Source organism: Microbulbifer sp. ABF4_148 (assembly GCF_056158985.1).
Genome location: NZ_JBSWUI010000001.1, coordinates 3,223,805 through 3,247,720 on the forward strand (window position 1 = coordinate 3,223,805; position 23,916 = coordinate 3,247,720).

Here is a 23,916-nt window from a genome sequence, read left to right on the forward strand (position 1 = left end):
CCTGTCATTCCGGGCAAAAAAATAGCCGGCGCACTGCGCCGGCTATTCTGCAAAATCGCTTTCTCAACAGCACCTTCAGTTGTCGCTGGGCAATACCTCAACCGGCCCGAGGTTCAATGCCTCAACCTCATCCTTGATCTTATCGAGGTCGCCCACGATGACCCAGGTAAACTGGCCCGGTGCCAGCACCTCGCGCGCGACCTGTGCCACTTCGTCGGTGGTTAAGCCAGCGACGCGCTCTGGATATTCAGCGATATACTCGGGTGGCAACCCCTTTTGCCTCTGCCAGGCAATGCTGGACAACAGCTGCCCTTTGGTCTGGAAACGAGAGCTCTGCTTTAACACTTCATCATCCCGATAGTCTGCAAGCTCCTCTTCCGTAATCGGCCTGCTGCCAATGTAGTCATCGTATTCCTTGATCAGCTCCAGAATGGCGGGGGCTGTTTTATCGGTTTGCACCGGGGCGTAGGCAATGTAAACCCGCTGTCCTTCCGTATCCATCGCCACTGCACGGGCGCCATAGGTCCAGTTCTTGTCCTCGCGCAGGTTCATATTGATTCTCGAGGTGAACTTCCCCGCTACCGCGGATGCCATCGCATCAAAGGCCTCGGAGCCCTCGGGTTTCCAGTCTGGCATTAACAGTCCGGCCATCACAAAACTCTGCGGCGCACCGGGCCTGTCGATCAGATAGACACGCGCGGCAGGCGGGCGGTCGACCTCGGTGATATCGATATTGGCCAGGGCTTCCTTGGGCGCCTTCCAGTGACCCAGCGTCTTATTCAGGAGCGGTTCGAGCTCTTCGCGGGTCACGTCACCCACTACGGTCAGCCGCGCGTTATCCGGGCGCAGCCATCGCTGGTGGAAACCTAACAGGTCATCCCGGGAAATCGCTTTGACCCCTTCCTCTGTGCCGGAGCCCGTCAATGGCGCCCCGTAGGGATGGTCCTTACCAAACAGAAGCGGCGGGAGCGCGCGCATCGCCAGACTGCTGGGCTGTGAGCGCTCCTGCGCAATGGAATCCAGCCGATTGGACTTCACTCGTTTGAGGTCCTCCTCGGGGAAGCGCGGTTTGAGAATGAACTTCTCGAGTAATTCCAGCGAAGGCTGCAACTGATTTTTCAGCGCGGTGAACGTAATGCTGTTGTAGTCGAGGCCACTGCCCGCCGAGATACTCGCACCCAGCTCTTCCTGGCGTGCGCTGAATTCCAGTGCATCCAGGTCGCCCGCCCCCTCGCTCAACATCCGCGCGGTCAGGGAGGACAGACCGGGAAGCTCCCCATCTGCCGAGGAACCACCACGATACTGCAGCTGCATAAAGACAACCGGCGTATCATGCCGCTCTGCCAAAACGACTGGCAGCCCGTTGTCCAGGGTAAATTCGATCTGCTCTGGCAGCTCCAATTCAACATTCTTATCAACTGCCGGCAACTGGGAGCGATCAACACCCTTTTCGGCAGCCGAATACTCCTGCTTTGGCTCGATGATCAGTGTGTAGCTCTCAGGCGTCAGCCAGCGCTCGGCCACACTCTGCACATCGGCGGCCGATACCCGGGCATATCGCTGCAGCCCCTCGAGCGCCTCAGCGGGGTCACCATAATAGAACTCGGAGGTGGCAAGGATATCGGTCTTGCCACCAAATCCTCCAAGCTTCTCCAACCCTTTTACCAACCCGGAATATTCGCTCTGTTTGATACGGCGTATGTCCGCAATATCCGGCCCATCCTGTACAAACTGGTTCAGGGTTTCGTCAATGAGCGCTTCAACTTTCTCCACTGACTGCCCGGGCTTTACATCCACAATGATGAAGAACTGGCCAGCCAGCTGGCGCCCGTAATAAAACGCACTGACACCGGTCGCCACCTGCTCATCACGCACCAGCTTCCGATACAAAAGAGAATTTTTGCGGTTGGCTAGCAGCGAGGTCATCAGGTCAAAGGACTCCTCCTCAATGCTGCCAATGCCGGGCACGTTCCAAACCTTGTAAATGCGTGTCTGGGGCACATCATCGAAGACCACCTCACGCTTGTTCTCCTGAACGGGAAGCTCCCAGTTTTCAATGCGCGCGGGCACCGAAGTACTGGGAATATCACCAAAGTACTCCCTCGCCTTGGCCATCGCTTCCTTTACCGTGATATCCCCGGCAATAACCAGAATGGCGTTGGAGGGCTGGTAGTAGTCTTTAAACCATTGCTTAACGTCATCCAGGCTGGCAGCGTCCAGGTCTTCCATGGAGCCAATCGGCGTCCAGGAATAAGGGTGATTGGGCGGGAAAGTGCTGCTCGCAATAATGTCGAAAGCCTGTCCGTATGGCGCATTTTCCCGCTGCCGCTTTTCGTTCTTCACCACACCACGCTGTTCATCCAGCTTTTCCTGGCTAATGGCGCCGACAAAGTGCCCCATACGATCCGACTCCATCCACATCGCCATATCCAACGCCCCTTTGGGGACGGTGGCGAAATAGTTGGTGCGATCATTGTTGGTGGTGCCGTTCATATCCGTGGCACCGGAGCGCTGGAAGGGTTCGAAGAACTCCCCGGGGTAGTTTTCGGAGCCGTTGAACATCAGGTGCTCGAACAGGTGCGCAAACCCGGTTTTGCCTTGCGGCTCGTCTTTTGAGCCCACTTTGTACCAAACGTTGATGGCGACGACCGGCGCCTTGTGATCCTCATGGACAATGACCGTCAACCCGTTATCGAGAACTTCCTTATGAAACGGGATTTCCAGTTTTGGCGGCTCAACGAAGGCTTCCTTATTCGCCGCTGCCGCGCGGCTGCTTTTGGCCGCGTCCCGATCCACTGTCAGTGCGGGATGGACATCCTCGCTGCGCTCAGAAGGACCACAGGCGCTCAGCAGAAACAGGCAGGCCAGAAGAAGCGACAGAGAGACTCTGTTTGTCATGGTTTTCCTTCCTGGAAATATGCGGGGTGCACGATCATCAGATCAGAACAGGAGTATCGATTCCGGACACTCCCATGGAGGAAAAGTGTAGGCAACAATTCACGCAGTATCCGTGCGACGCGGGCGCTTTACGTCTGGGGATCGAGGACACAGGAGCAGCCCCCGAAGGTGAGGCACAACAAGAAAACAAAAAGGGCGCAATTGCGCCCTTTTCTATTCAATCTTTCCGCTGTTCAAGCGTACTACCTTTCGCCAGCTCACCCAGCACGCCGGCATGACGTTGCATCACACCGGCGGACGAGCAGTGGCTCAGGCAGCGACGGATTTACCGGCGCCCAGAGTATCCTCGTGACCGAAGCGCTCTTCCGCGACACGATCCGCGATCTCTGCCGTGGTCTGACCAGACTCATCCGCGCGCCGGAAGACTTCCGCCATGGTGTCACCAATCTGCTCAATATGAGCCCGTACCTGAGCAGGATCGTAATTGCCCTGCTGCTGGTAATACACGTCGATGATACCACCGGCGTTAATGACGTAATCTGGCGCATAGAGGATGCCCTTCTCGCGCAGGATGCCCGCGTGACGCTCCTCTGCCAACTGGTTGTTCGCCGCTCCGGCAATGACCTGTGCTTTCAGACGACCAATGGTCTCATCGCTCAGCACCGCACCGAGTGCACAGGGAGCAAACAGGTCCACATCCAGGTCAAAAATTTCCTCGGCACCGACCGCAGTCGCGCCCAGCTCATTGACCGCACGATCAATATTGTCCTGGAAAATATCGGTCACATAGAGCTCGGCACCGGAATCCTTCAGCATCCGCGCGAGACGGAAACCGACATTACCGACACCCTGCAGGGCCACCTTGAGGCCATTGAGGTCCGCTTTACCCCAGCGATGCTGGACAGCTGCCTTGAGCCCCACGAAAACGCCATAGGCCGTTGAGGGCGAAGGATCGCCACCGTGCTCGGACTCCGCGATCACCCCAGAAACGTAGGGTGTACGTTCTCCGATTACTTTCATGTCTGCTACGCTGGTGCCGGAATCTTCAGCAGTGATATAGCGTCCACCCAGCGTATTGAGGAAATCTCCCATCGCATGCAGCAGCTCTGGCGTTTTGTCCTTGCGCGGATCGCCAATAATCACGGACTTGCCGCCACCCAGCTTGAGACCGGCCATGGCAGATTTGTAAGTCATACCACGGGACAGGCGCAGGACATCGTTCAGAGCCTCCGCGTCGTCGGCATAGGGCCACATACGACAACCACCGAGGGAAGGGCCCAGATTGGTGTTGTGCACGGCAATAATCGCCTTCAGTCCGCTTTTGGCGTCCTGGTAAAAAGCCACTTGTTCATGGCTATCGAAGGCGGGATGGGAAAAGATACTCATTTATTGTTCCTCTTGGGAAACTTGTATTTCGGCCGGGCGGTAACCTCAGCCTTCATCAGCGTTTTCACCGATTCATGATTATATCCATCACCGCAACACTTTGTTTGCATTCTTTGCAGAAAAGGGCCAAACACAAATATCTGCATCTTACAAAATCATTGATATTAGGATGTTTATCACACACCAACCAGGCCTGTCTTAACGGTCACGAAATTGAACCCCATCAACCGTAAATACTGGCCCCTACACGCCGGTCTGGTAGAATCCGCGCGCAAAATTGAGCCGTAGAGACCCCCAATGCTGAACGCTGACGCCCTCAAACAACTTACCCAATTGAAATCCGATATCCGCTCCACCAAGGAGTTCGCCGAGGGCCGTGTACGCGGCAGCAATGGCAAATTTGGCTTTGTGGTACTGGACGACGGCCGCGAGGCCTTTTTGCCCCCACCGGAAATGGAGCGGGTCTTTCCCGGCGATCGTGTCCGGGTGAGCTTGTCTGAGGAAGACAAAGGGAAACTGGCGGCAGAATTGGATGCCCTGCTGGACAGTGAGCTCAAGTACCTCGTCGGGCAATATGTTCAACGCGGTCAGGGGCACTTCATTCAGCCAAGCCAGCATGGCCTGTCTCGCTGGATCTTCCTGCCTCCGAGGGCGCGCGGTAAGGCCCAGCCCGGGGAATTTATTGCCTGCTCCATCAATCGCCACCCCTTCAAGGATGGTAAAGCCCAGGCAAGGGTTGAGGGTGTCATTGGCAAACCGGATATGCCAGGCATCGAGCACGCATACGTGGTTGCCCAGTACCGGCTCTCAGAGGCTTTCAGCAATAGCGCACTGAAACAGGCAGAGAAGATTGGCGCTGAAGTTGCTGACTTGACCGCCAGCCGCGAAGACCTCTCCCACTTTAACTTTGTCACCATCGATGCGGAGAGCACCCGCGATATGGACGACGCAGTGGCCGTCAGCGAACGGGATGGCGGCTGGACACTGCATATCGCCGTCGCCGACCCTTCCAGCCTGATTGAGGTGGGAAGCCCGCTCGACAAAGAAGCATTTACCCGGGCGCACAGTCAGTACCTACCCGGCGAGACCTTGCCAATGCTGCCGGGCACCCTGTGCGAAAACACTTTCTCATTGATCGAGGGAGCGCTGCGCCCTGCCCTGGTCTTCCATATCGATGTCAACAGCGATGGCAGCCTGGGCGAAAGCCAGTATCAGTTCGCTTCGGTGCAATCCCGGCACAAACTGAGCTACGAGCAGGTCAGCCGCTTCATCGATGGTGAGGATGCCGCCGTACCCGCCGAGCAGCATGACAGCCTCCGTCGTCTGGCCGCGCTCAGTGAAGCCCGCGCAGCGTACCGCGCCAGTCACTCGCTGATCATGGAAGATCGACCCGATTACGCCATCTACCTGAACAAACAACGCAAGATTGAACGGATCGAACGTCAGGAGCGCAATGCCGCTCAGCGTATGGTGGAAGAAGCGATGCTCGCCACCAATATTTCCATGGGGCAGAAGCTGGCGGAACTCGGCGCGGGCTGCTTCTCAGTACACCTGGGATTCCGGGATGAGCGCATGGGCGAGGTACAAAGCCTGCTGAAGGAAATCTTGCCGGAATTTGCGGAAAAAGACCTGCACCAGCTCGACAATTACCTGGAACTGGTCAAGCATCTTGAGTCTCAGGAGAACCCCCAACTGCGCAACGCACTCGCGGTCCTCAAGAGAATGCTGCGCCCCGGCCAGCTCACCAACGCACCCGGCGCTCACCTCGGGCTGGGCCTGACCGCTTACGCGACAGTCACCTCGCCGATCCGCAAGTTCAACGACCTGCACAATCACCGCGTCCTGCGAGCCGTTGCCGAGGGCAAAGAAGCCCCTGCACTGGATGACGAACAACTCGAGCGTCTGCAGGAGAGCCTGATCGCCGGCCGACAGGCCAACCGCGCGCTGGAACAGTGGCTGTACAGCCAGTTCATGCAAGATAAAAAGGGCCAGGAGTTTACCGGACGTGTAACCATGGTGAACGGCGCCGGTATCGGTGTGCGCCTCGACATCAACGGGATCGACGGATTTGTTCGCATGAACGGCAACAAAAAGAATCCTCCCGAATTTGATGGCAAGCATCTGACCATTCAACACCAGGGTGAGCGCTTCCAGCTGGATCAACCGGTGTCAGTCAAAGTGTCGGCTGTCGATGTCGACAAACGCAAGATCGCTCTCGAGCTGGTCAAACGAGCACCGGAAGCCGCCACCGACTAACGTGTCGGATGCCCATCTCTGCATGTCGGGGGTGGGCATCCATCGCTATCGGCTCAGATCGAGCACGCTCTGATACCAACAGTGCGACCGCTCAGTAATGGGCTCACCCACCCCAGAGATTCCGCGGATGGGTATGACCGGTTTACAACCGATCATCCCTCCCGTCACAATGCATTCACCAGGCGAGACTTGCGACACAATCGCAAAACGTCTTGATGGCAACGTTCAAAAAACGAGACCCGGGCACCTATGACCAGTATCAGTACCCTGCACCCTGCGCCGTTATGGACGCACTTTTCCAAGCTGTGTGAGATTCCGCACCCGTCCAAGCACGAAGATCAAATCGTCGCCTATATCGTAGAGTTCGCCAAGGCGCGAGGACTCGATGTGCAACTGGACCCAGTAGGCAACGTGATCATCAAGAAGCCGGCTTCCCCCGGCATGGAGAACCGTAAAACACTGGCTATGCAGAGCCATGTGGACATGGTCCCACAGAAGAATGCCGATACAGATCACGACTTTCTCACGGACCCAATCAAGCCCTATATCGACGGCGAATGGGTCACTGCCGAAGGTACTACCCTGGGCGCCGATAACGGGATTGGCGTTGCGACCATACTGGCCTTGCTAGAAAGCACCGATATCCCCCATCCTCCTCTCGAGGCATTGCTGACCATTGATGAAGAAGCCGGAATGACCGGGGCAAAAGGCCTGCAGCCGGGATTCTTCGAGGCAGACCTTCTACTCAATCTGGACACAGAAGATGAGGGCGAGCTGTATGTGGGCTGTGCCGGCGGTGTCGATGTCAATGTTGAGCTGCCTTACTCCGTCGAAGCGACGCCTGTCGACCACGCGGCTTTACAACTTTCAGTGCGCGGACTGCGGGGCGGGCATTCCGGTCTCGATATCGACAAAGGGCGCGTCAACGCCAACAAACTGGCCAACCGCATCATTGATGCCGCTACCCGCGCGATTCCCGAGCTGCGTATTGCCAGCCTGGACGGGGGCAGCCTGCGCAATGCCATTCCACGCGAGTCCTTCAGCGTTATCACGGTACCGGCAGGCTCCGCCGATGCGCTGGCGTCCGTCGTCCAGCAGGAAAGCGATGCGATCGCGCGGGAATACGATAGCGAGAGCAAACTCGACATTACACTCGAGCCCAGTGAAGCGCCGAGTGGTGTCATGGACACCGAGACGCAACGCCGCGTGATCCAAATGATTCGCGCCTGCCCCAGTGGCGTCGAGCGGATGAGCACCGCACTGGAAGGCGTTGCGGAAACCTCCAACAACCTGGCGCGTGTCGTCACCAAAGATGGGAAAGTGCGCGTTCAGTGCCTGGTGCGCAGCTTGTCCGATACCGCGCGCGACCAACATGGACTGAATGTCGCTGCGGTGTTTGAACTGGCGGGCGCCAACGCCTCACTGGACAACGACTATCCGGGATGGACGCCCAACATGCGCTCTCCCCTGTTGGCGCTGATGAAAGAGGTTTACCGGGAAATGGCCGGCGAAGAGCCAGAGGTGAAAGTCATTCACGCGGGGCTCGAGTGTGGCCTGCTGGCAAAGCCCTATCCGAATTGGGATATGGTGTCCTTTGGCCCAACGATCCGCCGCGCGCATTCGCCGGAAGAGCGGGTTCACATCGAAAGCGTGGGCAACTTCTGGACTTACTTCCTGAAAGTCGTTGCGGCAATTCCCACTCGCGCCTGACATCGCGCAACCTGATCCTGCCGCCAAGCGTGCAAAACGCCTGAGCGGCAGAAGCTATCCCGCTCTCCCTGCTTCCCCAACTCCCTGTCACTCAGAATATTTCTGCGATACTCACCCGATCTGCCTGAAACTCTTCATCTTTCGTTGGTAGCGATTCGCCTGCGCGGCAAGTCACTTTAATCAACCATCTGTTCATTTGCTTGCAAAAATTAATTCACACGAACGTCAAGCCGACTTCATCTCGGCGCGCCATTGTACCTGCGCAAAACAATGGGCTGCCTACATCAGAGCCAACAATACGCAGCCAATCAATGACGCCTCAATCGATAGGACAAACGATGAACAGGAATTTCCTCGCTCTCGCGATCACTCTTGCGGCTACTCCGACCATTGCCGAAGAAGCCGAATCTCGCAAAATGGACAACGACAAACTCGAAGAAGTCACGGTTCTGGGCTCAGGCGCGACCTTCAATAGCAGCGCCGTCACCGAGCCAATGCGCCAACAGCAATCGACCCTGACCAGCGTGAACGCCCTGATTGACAACCTGCCCGGTGTATCTGTCAACGAAGGGGATACCTATGGTTTTGACGACTGGTCGACACAAATCAGCGTTCGCGGCTTCACCACCGGACTGAATGAACAACAGGTTGGTACTACTATTGACGGCGTCCCGAATGGTGGTTCCAATTACGGTGGCGGTTCCAAAGCAAACCGATTTGTCGATCCTGCCAACATTGCCGGTATTGAGGTCTCCCAGGGCACTGCCGATATCGCCACCCGCTCCCACGAAGCACTGGGAGGCACCATCGACTATCGCACAGCCGACCCTGAAGATATCCGCCGCACCCGCACGGAAATTTCGCTCGGAGAGTTCGATGCACAACGCCTGTACCTGCGTCACGATACCGGGCTGATCGCCGGCAACACCAAAGCCTGGGTTTCCTACTCTACACAAGAGGCCACCGACTGGATTACCGAAACTGCCGAGAACGAACGCGAGCATATTGCAGCAAAGTTCGTTTCAGAGTTCCCCGCTGGCAACATCAGTGGCTATATCGCCTACGATGATATCCACGAGGACAATTACCAACGTATTTATGCGGATGCACAATTTGAGCAGTTTCCGGAAACTGATTTCCTCACCGGCGAGTGGACGGGCATTCCCTATATTGACCAGCTCTATCGGCAGGGATGGTCAACCCTGCGAAAAAATCTGCTTGCCTATGCGCAGTTTGATTTCAATCTGACCGACACGCTGAACTTGCAAGGCGGCGTCTATCGTCACAATAACGAGGGGCGTGGCGATTGGGTCCCACCGTACCTGGTGGATGTCACCAATGACGGAGAACAGGGAAATTCCGAGTACTTCGGAGGCAGCACAGCGAAAACCAGTCGCAGCAACGGTCTGCTCTATTTCGTTGATTCGGATGGCAACGCGCTCACTCCAGCTGAAGGCTGCACGTCCAACATCGTCACTATTTATGGTCAGGCGAGTGCCCAGTTTGATCCCGGCTGCTATCCTGCGGGCGCGATCCCGGTCATGTCCTATCGTCATACCCACTATGAGAAAGAGCGCACTGGCTTCACCGTGGACTTCACTCACGAAAACCAGATTGCCGGCCTGGATAACCAGCTCCGCGGAGGTTTCTGGTATGAAGACGCCACCCGGGATGAGTATCGGGACTGGCACAATATTCTGGACACATCGCGGGGCGCCGGTTTTGATCCAACGCCGTACTGGATCCAGTATGATCGCAGCTACCCTCAGGTAACCAGCAAATGGTATCTGCAAGATGCGCTCACCGTGGATACATTCACGCTCAGCCTCGGCGTTAAGCAATTCCTGGTTGAAGTCGAGCGGGAGGATCGTTTCTTTGAGACACCGAACGCCAATATCGATTCCGATTCCGACCTCCTGATTTCTGCGGGTTTGGTATGGCAAACACCACTGGAAGGCATGGAAGTGTTTACCGGCTACGCCGAGAACTTCAAGGCCATTGGCGACATCATTCTCGAGCGTCCGGAGTCTGATCTAGACAACATCGAGCCGGAAACATCAGAAACCATTGAATTGGGACTGCGCTATCAGGGCAGTGCGCTCGCGGCGACAGCCACCTACTTCAGCAATGAGTTCGACAACCGCATCATCTTCCTGGATAGCAATACCTCCGCCGGCCCCAGCTACCTGATTGGCACTAACGGCTCCTATTTCAATGCCGGCGGCATCGAATCGGAGGGGATCGAACTCCTGTTCGACTATGACTTCTCGGAAAACCTGAACGCCTATGCATCCTTCACACTGACCGACGCAACCTATATCGGCACTGGCGATACCGCGGTCGATGCTGCACAGGGACTGGTACCTGGCAACGAGGTCATCGGCGTTGCCGACCAACTGCTTGTCCTGGGCATCGACTGGCGCGCGGACTGGCTCTACGCTGGACTCTCCGCGAAAGTCACAGGGGATCGCTTTGTTGATCTAGCCAACACATGGACCGCAGAATCCTATACGGTCGCAGATGCCTACCTGGGTGTTAATGTCTTCCAGGGCAGCGGTCCCATCAGCAACGTCAACCTGAATCTGGTGGTAAACAATCTGCTGGATGAGGACTATCTGGGTAGTGTTGTTGCCAACGGCGCATGGATTGGTGCACCGCGCACGACCTCCCTGTCTGCAACCATAGACTTCTAACCGTTGCGATTCATAGTGGGCTTCACCGACACTGGAAGTGAAGCCCATGCTCTCTGCCTTCCATTCACTCCTCAGGAACTTTTCCATGCCGGCAAAGTGTATTCATTCGCTGTTATTCGCCGCCAGTGTGCTGATTATGCCAGCACCCGCGCACAGTGCAGAAAACCTCGTCATCGTCACCCTGGACGGGCTGCGCTGGCAGGAGGTTTTCCGGGGCTACGATGACACACTGCTTCTGGAACCATCCCTTACGGAAAAGCCCGAAGAGCTTGCGGAAAAATTTGGCGGTCCTTCAACGGCAAGCAAGCGCAGCAAGCTCATGCCGTTTATTTGGCACACCATCGCAAAAGAGGGGGTGCTGTCTGGCAATCGCGATCTGAATGCACCGGTCTCACTGACCAATGAATGGTGGTTCTCCTATCCTGGCTACAACGAAATACTGACGGGACGTGCTGACCCGAATATCCGGAGTAATGCACCGCGCCCCAATCGCAATAAAACAATTCTGGAATGGCTGAATTCACAGCCCGCGTTCAGCGGTAAGGTAGCCGCTTTCGGAAGCTGGGATGTATTTCCGGCGATCATCAATCGAGACCGCAGCCATGTTTATGTGAATGCAGGGTTCGAGCCGGCAGACTGGGAGCCTCTGTCTGCTCGAGCCCAATTTCTCAATCAACTACAACAGCAAACGCCGAGCCCCTGGCACAACGTGCGACTCGATGCCTTTACCTATGGATTCGCACGGGAGTACCTGCTCGAATTCACACCGCGTGTGCTCTACATCGCCCTGGGGGAAACCGACGACTTTGCCCATGATGGCGACTACCATCAGTATCTCGAGGCAGCCCACCGATCCGACCGGTTCCTGCAGGATCTCTGGAATACCCTGCAATCCCATCAAGACTATCGCAACAAAACCAACCTGCTCATTACAGTGGATCACGGACGCGGCCTTACTGCCGAGACCTGGCCCCATCATGCGAGCCCGCGCGCCGTGCAGGAGTATTTCACTGGGCTAAGAGCCTTCTCTAAACAGGGGATAGAGGGTGCGGACGCGATCTGGATGGCAGGTATCGGGCCCGATATCGCCAGGGCTGGTGAGCTCGCTGAACGCAAGACGACATATCAGAACCAACTGGCTGCCACGGCATTAACCTTGCTGGAGCTCAATCCGCAGGATTACCACCGCGACACCGGGGCACCTTTGCAGGAGTTTTTGAAATGAGCCGCTTTCAGCCAATCGCGCCACGCAGATCTATCCTCATCACACTGATCGGCATGGTCACTGCTGCAATGTCCCTGATGTGCAGCGCCCTGCCGCCCCCTGCAGTAGATACAAGTCTCCTATCACGCATTGCCTTCGGCAGCTGCGCTCACCAGGCGAAACCGCAACCGATCTGGCAGGCAATCGCGGAATCAGACCCACAACTGGTTATGCTGCTGGGTGACAACATCTATGGTGATACCGAAGACATGCTTGAGCTTCAGGCAAAATATGATCAACTTGCTGCAAAACCAGGTTTTTCAGCACTCCGCAGCCAGATCCCAGTCATCGCAATCTGGGATGATCACGATTATGGCGAAAATGATGCGGGAAAAAACTATCCGCAAAAAGCGGCCTCCCGTCAGGTCTTACTGGATTTCTTCGAAGAGCCAGATGACTCTCTCCGGCGCAGACGCCCGGATGGAATCTATACCAGCTACATGATCGGCCCGAAGGGCAGAAGAGTTCAGATTCTGTTGCCAGACCTGCGCTGGAATCGTGACGACATTCATCGGGTTGGCAGAGTCAGTTACCTCGCGACAAAGGCACCGCGCAACCTCGGACCCTACGAACCGCACACGGATTCGACAGTCACCATGCTGGGCGAAACGCAGTGGCAGTGGCTGGAACGGGAACTGCAGAAACCAGCAGAGATCCGCATCATTGCATCCAGTTTACAGCTACTACCGGAATTTACCGGTTGGGAGTCCTGGGCGAACTTCCCGCATGAACGCGAGCGACTGTTTAGACTCATCGAGCAATATCAAGTCAATGGCGTGCTCATCGTCAGTGGCGACACCCACTGGGGAGAACTAAGTCGTGTAGACAAGGCAGTACCCTACCCTCTCTGGGAAATGACCTCTTCCGGACTGACCGAAACATGGAAACAGATCAGCCCCAACCAACACCGGCAGAGTGAAGCGTTCAATGTCCCAAATTTTGGTTTACTGGAAATCGACTGGGACAAACCGGACCCGATGATCACCTTGTCACTGGTCGGGGAGCGCGGTGAGGAGATACTGACGAAACAATTGGCGCTTTCGGAGTTGAATGCCCCTTAGTTAACAAGAAGCTGGTCGACATCGCATTGATACATCGTTCAGAATAGGCGATCAGCACTGTCGCTCAGCTTTGGATCCATGGCCCGCTCTTGCATTACGAATACTTGATCTTTGACCTCGACGGCACAATTAGTGACCCTCTGCTTGGGGTTAGCCGCTGTATCAACCACGCACTTGCATATCACGATTTCGCGCCGATGACGGAGCAGGCGCTCAGCGCATTTATCGGCCCACCACTGGACTACTCATTTGCGCAGTTACTGGATATCCAGGACGAATCGCTCATCAAAAGCCTGATTAGCCGCTACCGGGAGCGCTATGGCGATATCGGCTACCTGGAAAACAGCGTTTATCCAGATATTCCCGAAGTATTGGCCCAACTCAGCAGCATGGAAGGCGTTACGCTAGGCGTCTGTACATCCAAGCGCGAGGACTTCGCCCGCCGCATTATTGAGCACTTTGGTTTGAGCCACCATTTCGCCTTCATCAGTGGCGGTGACGTCGGCATTGCCAAATCCCGGCAACTTGCCGAATTACTGGAAAGTCAGTCAATCAGCCCCGCTTCGTTAATGATCGGGGACCGGCTATTTGACATCCGCGCAGCGAAAAACAACGGCTTGCACTCCGCTGGGGTACTGTGGGGATATGGTAGCGAGCAAGAACTGCTGGAGCATGCACCCGAATTGATGGTCGCTTCTCCCACTGCACTGTTAACTGAAATCCAAAAGCGACTCTAGTCACTTGAGCCCTTGGGCTCTTGTTAGCCCGACTGCTCGCAACAACTACTGGTGCCGATGCGCGAGCCGCGGCACCAAAGCCAGGTCAGATTGTTCATGGCCTGGATTGCCGCTGTGGCACGGAGTAGGCAGATGCCCGGCACTCCATAGACTCACGACACATACTCGCAGCAACTTTGCCGCACTGCTCGAGGACAATACCGTTGGCGCCGCGGTCCGCAGCTTGCTGCTTCAACTGCCGGAGCAACGCACGTTTGGAGGGCCTGGGGTCTGTGGGTGTATCCTGACACATGGAATCCTCCACAATACCCAAAGGCACCGCATCATAGCGGCCAATCTCTACCGGTGAGTACTCCTTCACCGAAGCCGCCTTGACAGAATCCCGTGTAAAAGCCCCAAGATTCGAGCTCATCTGAAAATTTGAACAACCGGTAAGGCAAGCGAGCACCGTCAGCAATACAAAACGCATCATCATCCCTTTTGTTGCCAGCAATAATTTCCTAAAGAAGCGCCCCAAGTTCGCATAAACGTCGCTTCGCTACAAGGCAAGACCAGCCTCCCTCCTCCAAGTTCCGCCCGGGCTCGTCGATGTGCCCCACAAGCTGCTCATCTGGTGATACACGTCGCAAATTCCTCGTACCCTCTAGCCCCGCTTGCTGGCTTTCCGCATAATTGCTGCCCGCTCCGATCAACGATGGCCTGCTGTATGTGGTTTAAGAATCTCCGAGTCTATCGCCTTACCCGCGACTTCGACCTTTCCGCTGAAAAATTGAACGAACTGCTTATTCCGCAGGCTTTTGTTCCCGTAGGCAGTCAGGACACGGCCCGCTATGGATGGGTACCGCCGCTGGGCCGCCATGGCACCGAGCTGGTGCATGCGACCAATGGCTATCTGATGGTGTGCGCCAAGAAGCAGGAGAAAGTCCTGCCGGCAGGCGTGATCAATGAGAAAGTGGAAGAGATGGCGCTGGCAATCTCCGCAAAAGAGGGGCGGCAGGTAGGCCGCAAGGAGCGCCAGAACCTGAAGGACGACGTTCTACTGGAGATGCGTCCCAAAGCATTTGCCCGCTCCCGCCTGCACTACGCCTATATCGCCCCAAAAGATGGTCTTCTGGTAGTGGATGCTTCTTCTGCATCTGCCGCAGAAGAGCTGCTGGAAAACCTCCGCGAGGCGCTCAGCAGCCTGGCTGTGGTGCCCTTGTCGGCAAAGAACCTGCCACAGCAAGCGATGACTCATTGGCTGACCGCCCCGGAGGCACCCGCGCGCTTTGAATTTGGTCAGGAGTGCGAACTGCGTGACCCGAAGGATACCGGCAGCGTTATCCGCTGTAAGAATCAGGATCTCTGCGCAGAGGAAATTCACAATCATTTGGTCGCCGGCCTGCAGGTACACAAACTGGCGCTCAGCTGGCAGGACGGGATCGAGTTTCTGGTGGACGACCAGCTCTCCCTGAAACGGGTCAAGTTCAGCGACCAACTGATCGAAAAAGCAGACAGTGCCGACGCAGGTGACGCCGCGCAGCGCTTCGATGCTGACTTCGCCGTGATGACACTGGAACTCGCCAGTATGCTGAAAGACCTCGTAGAGGCCTTCGGCGGAACCAATACAGAAACGGTCAGCGTGGAAGAAATTGTGGCCAGATCGACGCGAGCGGAATCTGACGCCGAAGCGGCCAGGGTTGAGGAAGTCGAATTCTGACGGCGCTCAATACGAGCACATGAATCGCTACCGAAAACAGGAATCCACCGCGGCGATCAGTTTAAACCGCCGCGAAACCCAGCTTACTTGAGCTCTGCCATGTCTGTAGCACCATCCGTTTTTAAGCTCCGCGCGTTACTGCGCGCCGTATCCCAGACCGCAGGAGTCACCCTGCTGTGTGTGACGCCCGCTCTGGCCGATGCCGAACTCAAGCCGTTTACCAGCGACGGCTGTAGCGCGTTTCCCGATGGCACCCTGGAGCAAAATACCCTGTGGCTAGATTGCTGTACTGCCCACGATCTCGCCTATTGGCAAGGTGGAACCTACCAGCAGAGACTGACCGCAGACCGGGAACTGGAGCAATGCGTGGCCAAAGTCGGAGAACCGGAGATCGCCGGCCTGATGCTCGCGGGTGTCAGAGTGGGGGGAAGCCCCTTCTGGCCGACGACCTTTCGCTGGGGATATGGCTGGCCCTATCCCCGTTTCTACGGATCACTAAGCGCGACTGAGAAACAACAAATCGAGGATTCTCTGTCAGAATTACATTCGAAGTGACTTATGCGGGAACAGGCCAGGCTTTAAATGGCGACAAAGCAACCCGGTTACAGGGAGAGCGCCCAATCTGGCAGGATACCGAGGGCAAATGCCTCGAGAGCCTTGTCCATACCAGTCAGGACCATGACGCCCAGAATCAGGAGTAGTATCCCCAACACCTTTTTCGCACGTTCGCCATTGGTCATGATGCCACCGCGCCAGCGATCCAGCAGCCGGCCTGACAGGTAGGCCGCTACCAGTAGCGCAGATGCGGTGCCGACACCGAATACAAACATCACCAGAAAGGCAGTCGGTACCTGCTGTCCTACAGAGGCAAGGGCGATGGCCGCGCCGAGTGTTGGACCAACGCAGGGCAGCCAAACAAGGCCAAGTAGAGCGCCCATAAAGAACTGCCCTGCTCCACTATTTCCTGTCGAGTTATTGTTGGCGCCGAAACGACTCGTAAGCCGCGACAACTGCCCGCTCAGCCAATATCCCAAGCGCGGAATAATCAGAGTTAAAGCGACGAAAACTAGCAAAACGGCTGCGAAATTTCGGTAGGCGACGGGATCGAGACCGAGGTTAATCAGCAGTAAAGTGAGTACGGTGCCCGCTATCGCAAATGCGCAAGCGAGGCCGAGGGACATAAAAAACGGGCCGCGACGCCCACCAGTGCTCGACGAGGTCATGACCACTGGGACCAGGGGCCAGACACATGGGGATAAGATCCCCACGATTCCCGCAATAAACGCCAGCGGAATTGCTGCAAACTCCAACCCCATTACGAGTTGCCCTTGCTGGCCTGCGCAACAGCCTGATCGATTTTATCTGCGATTACTTCCATCCGTGTTTCGGCAACACTGAACCAGGTCTGTTTGTCGCCAGCGAACAATACAAGCGTTGACTGTCGTGGTGCACGGAAGTGGCGTACCCAGTCTTTGTCTTCATCGAAATCGACGATCAATACATGAAACTTCTTGCCCGGGTTGTTTTCACGATATTCCTGCAAGACCTTCTGTTGTTTCGCGCAAGTTGGACACCAGTCAGCGAATACGTCAACCAGTACGACTTCACCGGCATCACGCAGTTCGTTAAAGCGCTCTTCGGTGAATGGCTCTTTGTCGGCAGCAGTAGCGGTAGATACCAGGCAAAACATGAGAGTGAGTAAGGCAAACAGCGGCTTTAAGGGTGATAGCGACATGTAGGTAGCTTCCTTTGGTTGTCCCAGAATACGGTTGGCGTGACGGTCGGAGGTGCTGTCAGGCACTCCTATCACGCGGATTCCCCAATTGGTCATGCGGCTAGCGAGGTTTCTTACACTTATTGGCAAAAAATTTGGCGGGCAAGGAATTGGGTGGGACGAGCCGTTTGATGGCTGGAGGTAGTGCGATCGGATTGAAGAATAGCGAACTCAATCCTCCAGCCTCGAAGCTCAGAATCCAGTCACGTCCTGTCTAAAGATCTGGCCGTCCTTCATCACAAACTGAACTCGCTCCATCACCGAAATATCTTCCAGCGGGTTCCCCGGCACTGCAACGATATCTGCCAGCTTGCCACTTTCGATACTGCCCAGGTGTTGTGCCTGCCCGAGCAATTCCGCCGAGTTGATGGTAGCCGCCTGAATGGCCTGTAGCGGCGTCATGCCAAATTTCACCATACGGGAAAACTGACGCGGGTTATGTCCGTGCGGGTAAACGGCGGCGTCGGAACCGAATACCATCTTGACCCCGGCATCGACGGCCTGGCGGAAGCTCTCACGCTGGCGCCCGCCGACCTGCCGCTCTTTTTCCAGGCTTTCTGGCAAGATGCCGGCTTTCTCCCCTTCCGAGAGAATGTACTCAGTGACATAGATGTCCATCGAGAGGACGGTTCCGTGCCGTTTTGCCAGACGGATGGTTTCCTTATCCAGGAAGCTCGCATGCTCCACGGAATCCACGCCCGCCACAATCGCGGCTTTAATGCCGTCGGTACCATGGGCATGCGCCGCTACGGTGACACCGCGGTTATGCGCTTCTGTCACCGCCGCCTGCATTTCTTCCAACGCCAGCTGCTGGGCGCCCACTTTGGTGCCCTTCGACAACACGCCGCCGGTTGCGCACAGCTTGATCAGGTCGGCCCCATACTTGAGGTTTTCGCGCACCTTGGCACGCACCGCCCAGGGGCCGTCGGCCACACCGGTTCCTTTTGCTTCCGCCTCCGGCGGCAACAGGTTGTTGTCACAGTGACCACCGGTAATACCAATGGACGGTCCGGAAACAAATAATCTGGGACCTGGGATGTCTCCTTCGTTAATCGCATCGCGTAACGCAACATCCGCGTAGCCCGGCGCACCGAGATTACGCATGGTCGTATAGCCCGCTTCGAGTGACAGGCGCGCGTTCTTGGCGCCCTTCAGTGCTGCACGAGGATTGGACGTACCCAGGCGACGGTACCCGTGCTGGTTGGCCGCCGAGGTCAGGTGCACATGCATGTCCATTAATCCTGGAATCAAGGTCATACCGTCCAGACGGATGGCGTCCGCGGGAATCTCAGTGCCGGACTCAACGGAGAGGATACGATTACCCTCCACAGTCACCACCGGCGACTCAACGACCTTCTCATTTTTAACATCGATCAAACGATCAGCGGTCAGCACGGTCAGGGCAAGCGCACTTTGACACCCCCAGGCACCTGCAACGGTGAGCAATGTTGATGCAAGAAACTTGATACGCATGGTGAACTCCAGCAGGGAAAGACATCCTCGACTACCACCGGCAGTCGGGTACTTTCAGGGTCAAATGTTAAAAACAGAGAATACGGCGTTTTACCCTATTTCTCCCAACCCTTCCACAGTCAAAAATCACTCCAGATCGCAAAGCGGCAACAAGATCCGACTGAATTTGGGACTGGAGGGTCAAATAGACAGGCCACTCTGGCGATAGTGAGGATAAAATGGAAGAGGAAGGATTCCTTTGGGACAGAAAAAACGAAGTGGAGAACCCCAAATCATGCGTATTGCGACTGCACTCTTACTGGCCGGCGGACTGGCGTTTACCTGGGCTCACGCGCAACACCACAGCGCCCCGCGCACCATTACCCAATCTGTCACCTCGCTGGATATCAAGAACCTCAAGCAGGTGGAGCCGTCCTTACTCTCGTCCGGCCAACCCACACAGGAACATCTCAAAGCCCTGGCAGCACAGGGTGTGCAGCACATTGTGAGTCTGCGCCCGGACGCTGAGCTGGACTGGGATGAAAAAACACTGGTCACCGAATTGGGTATGCAGTTCCACTCGATTCCCATCGACGGTAAAGACGCGGTCACTCCCGAGAACGCGCAAAAGCTGGACGAGCTGCTTGGATCGCTAAACGGCGAAACCACGTTGGTACACTGCGCCAGCGGCAACCGAGTCGGGGCATTGATCGCCCTGGGCGCGGGTAAGGTACACGGGCTGGACCTAGAGACCGCGATTACCAAGGGTAAAAGCTGGAACCTGGGACGCCTGGAAGCGCACGTCCGCGATCAACTCTCGGAATAAATACGCTGATTTCCGTAACAGCGGACCGGGAACCCGGCACGCAAAAAAACGGCAGCAAACGCTGCCGTTTTTGGCATCAGACCAACGGTTTTACACACGCAGTCAGATCTTGACGATGGGTCTACCCTCTTCGCCCCACAGCACGTGGTATTTCTCGTTTTCAGGACGATCCACGCGAGAGAAGGTGTGTGCACCGAAGAAGTCCCGCTGCGCCTGCAACAGATTGGCTGGCAAGGACTCTCGACGGAAGGCATCGTAATAACTCAACGCGGAAGACAACGCCGGAACCGGAATACCACGAAGACTCGCATCCGCCACCGCCCTGCGCCAGTTGCCCTGATTCGCAGCAATCTGCTCGACAAAGAAATCATCCAGCAACAGATTGGAGAGTTTTAGATCCCGTTCATAAGCGTCGCTGATCGACTGCAGGAACACGGCCCGGATGATGCAGCCGGCGCGCCAAATACGGGCGATTTCTGCGAAGTTGAGTTGCCAGCCCTGCTCGCGCGCAGCCAGCTTCATCAGGTCGAAGCCCTGTGCATACACGCATATCTTGGCGCAATAGAGCGCATCGTGGAGCTGCGTGATCGCCTGGTCCCGCTCCGACGCGGGGACAGGAGCCACGTCGGGGCCCAGCAGTTTTTTCGCTGCCCGGCCACGCAGTACCTTGCGGGTCGACAATGAACGCGCGAACACCGCCTCGGCAATACTCGGCGCCGGACATCCGACCTCCAGACTGCTTACGGCGGTCCACAGGCCAGTACCTTTCTGACCCGCGCGATCAAGGATCACATCCACCAGCGGCTGCTGGGTTTCCGGATCGATCGTCGCCAGTACTTCCGCACTGATATCGATCAGGTAGCTGTTCAATGGCCCTTTGTTCCACTCCCGGAAAACCGCCGCGATTTCCGCGGGGGTCATTTCCAGCGCGGTACGCATCACATCGTAGGCCTCGCAGATCAACTGCATATCGGCATACTCGATTCCGTTGTGCACCATCTTGACGTAGTGCCCGGAACCAATCGGGCCAATATAAGCTGCACAGGGCTCGCCTTCTTTAACCGGGTTGCCCGGCTCGAATCGCTCAATGGGCTGGCCGGTTTTCGGATCGACCTTGGCTGCGATGGCATGCCATACGGGTTCAATGCGGGCCCAGGCATAGGGATCGCCACTGGGCATCAGTGAAGGTCCGAAGCGCGCACCTACCTCGCCACCCGACACGGCAGTAGTGAAAAATTTCAGTTTGCCTTCATAGCGCTGGCTGCGCTCGACAGAGTCCGTCCACAGGCTGTTGCCGGTATCGACCACAATATCGTCCGCCTTCAGGCCGGCGTCCAGCAACTTGTTACACACATCATCAACCGGCGCGCCCGCGGGTACAGACAGAATCACCAGATGTGGCGCCTTCACCCGGGACAGCAATTCGGTGTAGGAATTACAGACCTCCACCCGTGCAGGCTGATCCCCCCGCTCTGCTTCATCCTGTTGCAGCAAGGCTTCCAGCCTGCCGTGATCCAGGTCAAAGGCACACACGCGATAGCCATTGTCGACCAGGTTCAGGATCAGGTTCTTACCCATGACCCCTGCGCCAATAAAACCGATATCACACAGGGACTCAGAATCTGCCATTTATCTCTCCGGGGAAATCTGGAACATCAAAAAGGCCCGAATTATAGCAATCCATCCCCCCAATCCGCACTGCCTAAAGCGCTCGGTACTCGCTGGTCTATCGGATCAGTAATCGACGCCCTCGACACGCCTCCCGGGCTGTGACCGCGGGAGGATGGTAATGACCAGTCACTCAGTGAATTTTGCGACGGAATTAACCGGCGCCACGGGCATCTTTCGTGACCAGTGCTACGTTGAGAGTTCCCTCTTCATTCAGCACAGAACAAGGCCAACCGCCATGTCCGCCAACACGAACCCTTATTTACCCCCGCTTTCCGCGCTCGGGGCGACCGGCTCGCCCAGGCCGTCCGGTGCACTCGGCTACCTGTGGTGGTTCTATTTCTCTCTATATGGCCGTGTTACCCGCATAGAATACCTGCTACTGGTGTTGATGCCCTGCCTGATCCTTGTGCTCGCGGTGTTCACCGGTACCTGGTTTTTTGCGCTACCGGCGGAGGGATGGACCACCTATCTGGCGGGTCTGCAGTTGATCGTGCTGTGGCCGTACCTTGCAGCCAGCGTCAAACGGTCGCATGACTTCGGTTGCTCCGGCTGGCTTCTGCTAGCCACACTGATTCCCATTGTCGGCAATCTTGTGTGGCTCAGCATGATGCTTGTCAGGGGTACTCCGGGCGACAATCCTTATGGACCAAGCCCAAGGATAAAAAGCCCACATTCCTGCGGCAAAAAGCAATAAAATTTCACTCAGCACCCTATTCGGAACTCCTGTAGCAGATTCGATCACGACCCGAGCCTTCAGGGCTCAGCCCAAATTGTGTATGATCCGCCACAAGTTCAATTTTTAACCACTCTGGTGAACCCAGGCCCGGCACAACCGGACCGGCACCACGCCCCCTAAAAGAGAGCGAACCATGAGTACCGCAGCATCTCCTTCTGAGCCGCAGGGTTCGGCCCCGCGCAAGGCCGCTTTTACCCGATTCCTCGATACCGTCGAATGGCTTGGCAACCTTCTCCCGCATCCAATTACACTGTTTGCCATGTTCGCGCTGGGCGTGGTGGTGATCAGTGGTATCGCGTCTTACTTCGGCCTGGCCGTCGCGGATCCGCGCCCGGTCGGCGCTGCCGGTCGTGAAGCCGATGGGGTGATCGAGGTGTTCAACCTCTTCAGCGGGGAAGGCCTGCGGATCATCGTCACCAGTCTGGTGACCAACTTCACTGGATTTGCGCCGCTTGGAACGGTACTGGTGGCGCTGCTGGGTGTGGGCATTGCCGAGCACTCAGGTCTGCTCAGCGCCGCAGTGCGCGGCCTGGTCATGCAGGCTTCCAAGCGTACCGTCACGGTCATCGTTGTTTTCGCGGGCATTCTGTCCAACACGGCCTCTGAGCTGGGCTATGTGGTACTCATTCCGCTGGCCGCCATGATTTTTCACTCGTTGGGACGTCACCCGATGGCGGGCCTCGCCGCCGCGTTTGCCGGGGTTTCCGGCGGCTACAGTGCCAACCTGCTGATTGGCACCGTCGACCCACTGCTGTCGGGCATTACCGAGTCTGCGGCACATATGATCGACCCAACGTACTCGGTGGGACCGGAAGTGAACTGGTTCTTTATGATCGCCAGTACCTTCCTGATTACCCTGCTGGGTAGCTGGGTGACCATCGCTATCGTGGAACCGAAACTCGGTAAGTACGATCCATCCGAAGCCTCCGTGGATCTGTCCAAAGACAAGATGGGCGGGCTGACACAGGACGAAAAGCGCGGACTCAAATACGCAGGCCTCGCCGTCTTGGGCGTATGTGCCCTGCTGGCCCTGTCGATCGTGCCCGAGTGGGGTGTACTGCGGAATCCGGAAACCGGCCAGGTCGCCGGCTCCCCGTTCCTGAAAGGGATCGTCGCGCTGATCGTGGTGTTCTTCGCGGTTCCGGGCTTTGTCTATGGCCGTGTCACGGGCAGTATGCGCAACGACCGGGACGTGATCGACGCGATGTCCAAGAGCATGGGCACCATGGGCATGTACATCGTGCTGGTATTCTTCGCCGCGCAGTTTGTGGCCTTCTTCAAGATCACCAACCTCGGTACCATTTTTGCGGTTCTGGGTGCCGACACCCTGCAGAGCATCGGCCTGACAGGCCCACTGCTGTTCCTGTTCTTCATCATGATGTGCGGTTTCGTGAACCTGATGCTGGGCAGTGCCTCCGCACAGTGGGCGGTGACTGCCCCCATCTTCGTGCCCATGCTGATGCTCCTGGGCTATGCGCCCGAGGTGATTCAGGCGGCCTACCGGATTGGCGACTCGGTAACCAATATCATTACCCCCATGATGAGTTACTTCGGGCTGATCGTGTCGTTTGCCACGCGCTATAAGAAAGACCTGGGCATGGGGACACTGATTTCGACGATGATCCCCTACTCCATTGTGTTCTTCATTGGCTGGACAGCCCTGTTCTTTATCTGGGTGTTTGCGCTGGGCCTGCCGGTCGGCCCCGGTGCGGCAACTTATTTCGGCAGCTAATAACTGCATCGGCGGGGGTGA

18 protein-coding genes are annotated in these 23,916 nt (G+C 56.6%); 11 read left to right on the top strand and 7 right to left on the bottom strand.

The features are described from left to right. Positions 1 to 75: 75 nt before the first annotated feature. On the bottom strand, positions 76 to 2,898 hold the full coding sequence (locus tag ACXAD0_RS14235) for a M16 family metallopeptidase (protein WP_475089190.1): 2,823 nt from the start codon (positions 2,896 to 2,898) through the stop codon (positions 76 to 78). Between the two features lie 309 nt (positions 2,899 to 3,207). Next, on the bottom strand, positions 3,208 to 4,284 hold the full coding sequence (locus tag ACXAD0_RS14240) for a Glu/Leu/Phe/Val dehydrogenase dimerization domain-containing protein (RefSeq protein ID WP_475089192.1): 1,077 nt from the start codon (positions 4,282 to 4,284) through the stop codon (positions 3,208 to 3,210). Between the two features lie 297 nt (positions 4,285 to 4,581). On the opposite strand from ACXAD0_RS14240, the gene ACXAD0_RS14245 reads away from it, so the two are divergent. The 6 genes from ACXAD0_RS14245 to ACXAD0_RS14270 all read left to right on the top strand — a co-directional run bounded on the left by ACXAD0_RS14245 (position 4,582) and on the right by ACXAD0_RS14270 (position 14,005). Further along, the gene (locus tag ACXAD0_RS14245; protein ID WP_475089193.1) at positions 4,582 to 6,540 is read left to right on the top strand and encodes a VacB/RNase II family 3'-5' exoribonuclease; all 1,959 of its coding nucleotides are present in this window, start codon (positions 4,582 to 4,584) and stop codon (positions 6,538 to 6,540) included. Between the two features lie 249 nt (positions 6,541 to 6,789). Next, entirely contained in the window at positions 6,790 to 8,250 is a 1,461-nt protein-coding gene (locus ACXAD0_RS14250; protein WP_475089195.1) for an aminoacyl-histidine dipeptidase, read from the top strand. Positions 8,251 to 8,588: 338 nt separating this feature from the next. Continuing rightward, positions 8,589 to 10,943, top strand: coding sequence for a TonB-dependent receptor domain-containing protein (locus tag ACXAD0_RS14255; RefSeq protein WP_475089196.1), 2,355 nt, complete (start codon positions 8,589 to 8,591; stop codon positions 10,941 to 10,943). An 85-nt stretch (positions 10,944 to 11,028) separates the two neighbouring features. Next, the gene (locus tag ACXAD0_RS14260) at positions 11,029 to 12,168 is read left to right on the top strand and encodes an alkaline phosphatase family protein (protein ID WP_475089197.1); all 1,140 of its coding nucleotides are present in this window, start codon (positions 11,029 to 11,031) and stop codon (positions 12,166 to 12,168) included. Between the two features lie 77 nt (positions 12,169 to 12,245). Next, positions 12,246 to 13,268, top strand: coding sequence for an alkaline phosphatase D family protein (locus tag ACXAD0_RS14265; protein WP_475090394.1), 1,023 nt, complete (start codon positions 12,246 to 12,248; stop codon positions 13,266 to 13,268). A gap of 89 nt (positions 13,269 to 13,357) precedes the next feature. Further along, positions 13,358 to 14,005: an HAD family hydrolase gene (locus tag ACXAD0_RS14270; RefSeq protein ID WP_475089198.1), complete on the top strand. Its 648-nt coding sequence runs from the start codon at positions 13,358 to 13,360 to the stop codon at positions 14,003 to 14,005. A gap of 94 nt (positions 14,006 to 14,099) precedes the next feature. Here ACXAD0_RS14270 and ACXAD0_RS14275 read toward each other — a convergent pair whose 3' ends face one another. After that, complete coding sequence (locus tag ACXAD0_RS14275) at positions 14,100 to 14,417, bottom strand: hypothetical protein (protein ID WP_475089199.1); 318 nt, start codon at positions 14,415 to 14,417, stop codon at positions 14,100 to 14,102. 294 nt (positions 14,418 to 14,711) lie between these two features. Between ACXAD0_RS14275 and rdgC the strand changes: the two genes are divergently transcribed. Both rdgC and ACXAD0_RS14285 read left to right on the top strand, forming a co-directional pair. Continuing rightward, entirely contained in the window at positions 14,712 to 15,704 is a 993-nt protein-coding gene (gene rdgC, locus ACXAD0_RS14280; protein WP_475089200.1) for a recombination-associated protein RdgC, read from the top strand. Between the two features lie 99 nt (positions 15,705 to 15,803). Continuing rightward, positions 15,804 to 16,259, top strand: coding sequence for an FAD-binding oxidoreductase (locus ACXAD0_RS14285; protein WP_475089201.1), 456 nt, complete (start codon positions 15,804 to 15,806; stop codon positions 16,257 to 16,259). A gap of 47 nt (positions 16,260 to 16,306) precedes the next feature. Here the strand turns inward: ACXAD0_RS14285 and ACXAD0_RS14290 are convergent, their stop codons facing one another. From ACXAD0_RS14290 to ACXAD0_RS14300, 3 genes are all read right to left on the bottom strand, one after another. Continuing rightward, the gene (locus tag ACXAD0_RS14290; RefSeq protein WP_475089202.1) at positions 16,307 to 17,020 is read right to left on the bottom strand and encodes a cytochrome c biogenesis CcdA family protein; all 714 of its coding nucleotides are present in this window, start codon (positions 17,018 to 17,020) and stop codon (positions 16,307 to 16,309) included. Further along, positions 17,020 to 17,439: a thioredoxin family protein gene (locus ACXAD0_RS14295; RefSeq protein ID WP_475089203.1), complete on the bottom strand. Its 420-nt coding sequence runs from the start codon at positions 17,437 to 17,439 to the stop codon at positions 17,020 to 17,022. The genes ACXAD0_RS14290 and ACXAD0_RS14295 overlap by 1 nt, the downstream gene beginning before the upstream one ends. A 231-nt stretch (positions 17,440 to 17,670) precedes the next feature. Then, positions 17,671 to 18,951 carry a Xaa-Pro dipeptidase gene (locus tag ACXAD0_RS14300; protein ID WP_475089205.1) on the bottom strand — a complete coding sequence of 427 codons (1,281 nt, stop codon included), beginning with the start codon at positions 18,949 to 18,951 and terminating at the stop codon, positions 17,671 to 17,673. A gap of 274 nt (positions 18,952 to 19,225) precedes the next feature. Here ACXAD0_RS14300 and ACXAD0_RS14305 point away from each other — a divergent pair, with 274 nt between their 5' ends. Next, positions 19,226 to 19,756: a protein tyrosine phosphatase family protein gene (locus ACXAD0_RS14305; RefSeq protein WP_475089206.1), complete on the top strand. Its 531-nt coding sequence runs from the start codon at positions 19,226 to 19,228 to the stop codon at positions 19,754 to 19,756. 102 nt (positions 19,757 to 19,858) lie between these two features. Here ACXAD0_RS14305 and gndA read toward each other — a convergent pair whose 3' ends face one another. After that, positions 19,859 to 21,385, bottom strand: coding sequence for an NADP-dependent phosphogluconate dehydrogenase (gene gndA, locus ACXAD0_RS14310; RefSeq protein WP_475089208.1), 1,527 nt, complete (start codon positions 21,383 to 21,385; stop codon positions 19,859 to 19,861). A gap of 160 nt (positions 21,386 to 21,545) precedes the next feature. Here gndA and ACXAD0_RS14315 point away from each other — a divergent pair, with 160 nt between their 5' ends. Together ACXAD0_RS14315 and ACXAD0_RS14320 are read left to right on the top strand one after the other, a co-directional pair. After that, positions 21,546 to 22,121 (top strand): DUF805 domain-containing protein, encoded by a 576-nt coding sequence (locus ACXAD0_RS14315; RefSeq protein ID WP_475089210.1) that lies wholly within the window; start codon positions 21,546 to 21,548, stop codon positions 22,119 to 22,121. A gap of 175 nt (positions 22,122 to 22,296) precedes the next feature. After that, entirely contained in the window at positions 22,297 to 23,895 is a 1,599-nt protein-coding gene (locus tag ACXAD0_RS14320) for an AbgT family transporter (protein WP_475089211.1), read from the top strand. Positions 23,896 to 23,916: the final 21 nt, after the last annotated feature.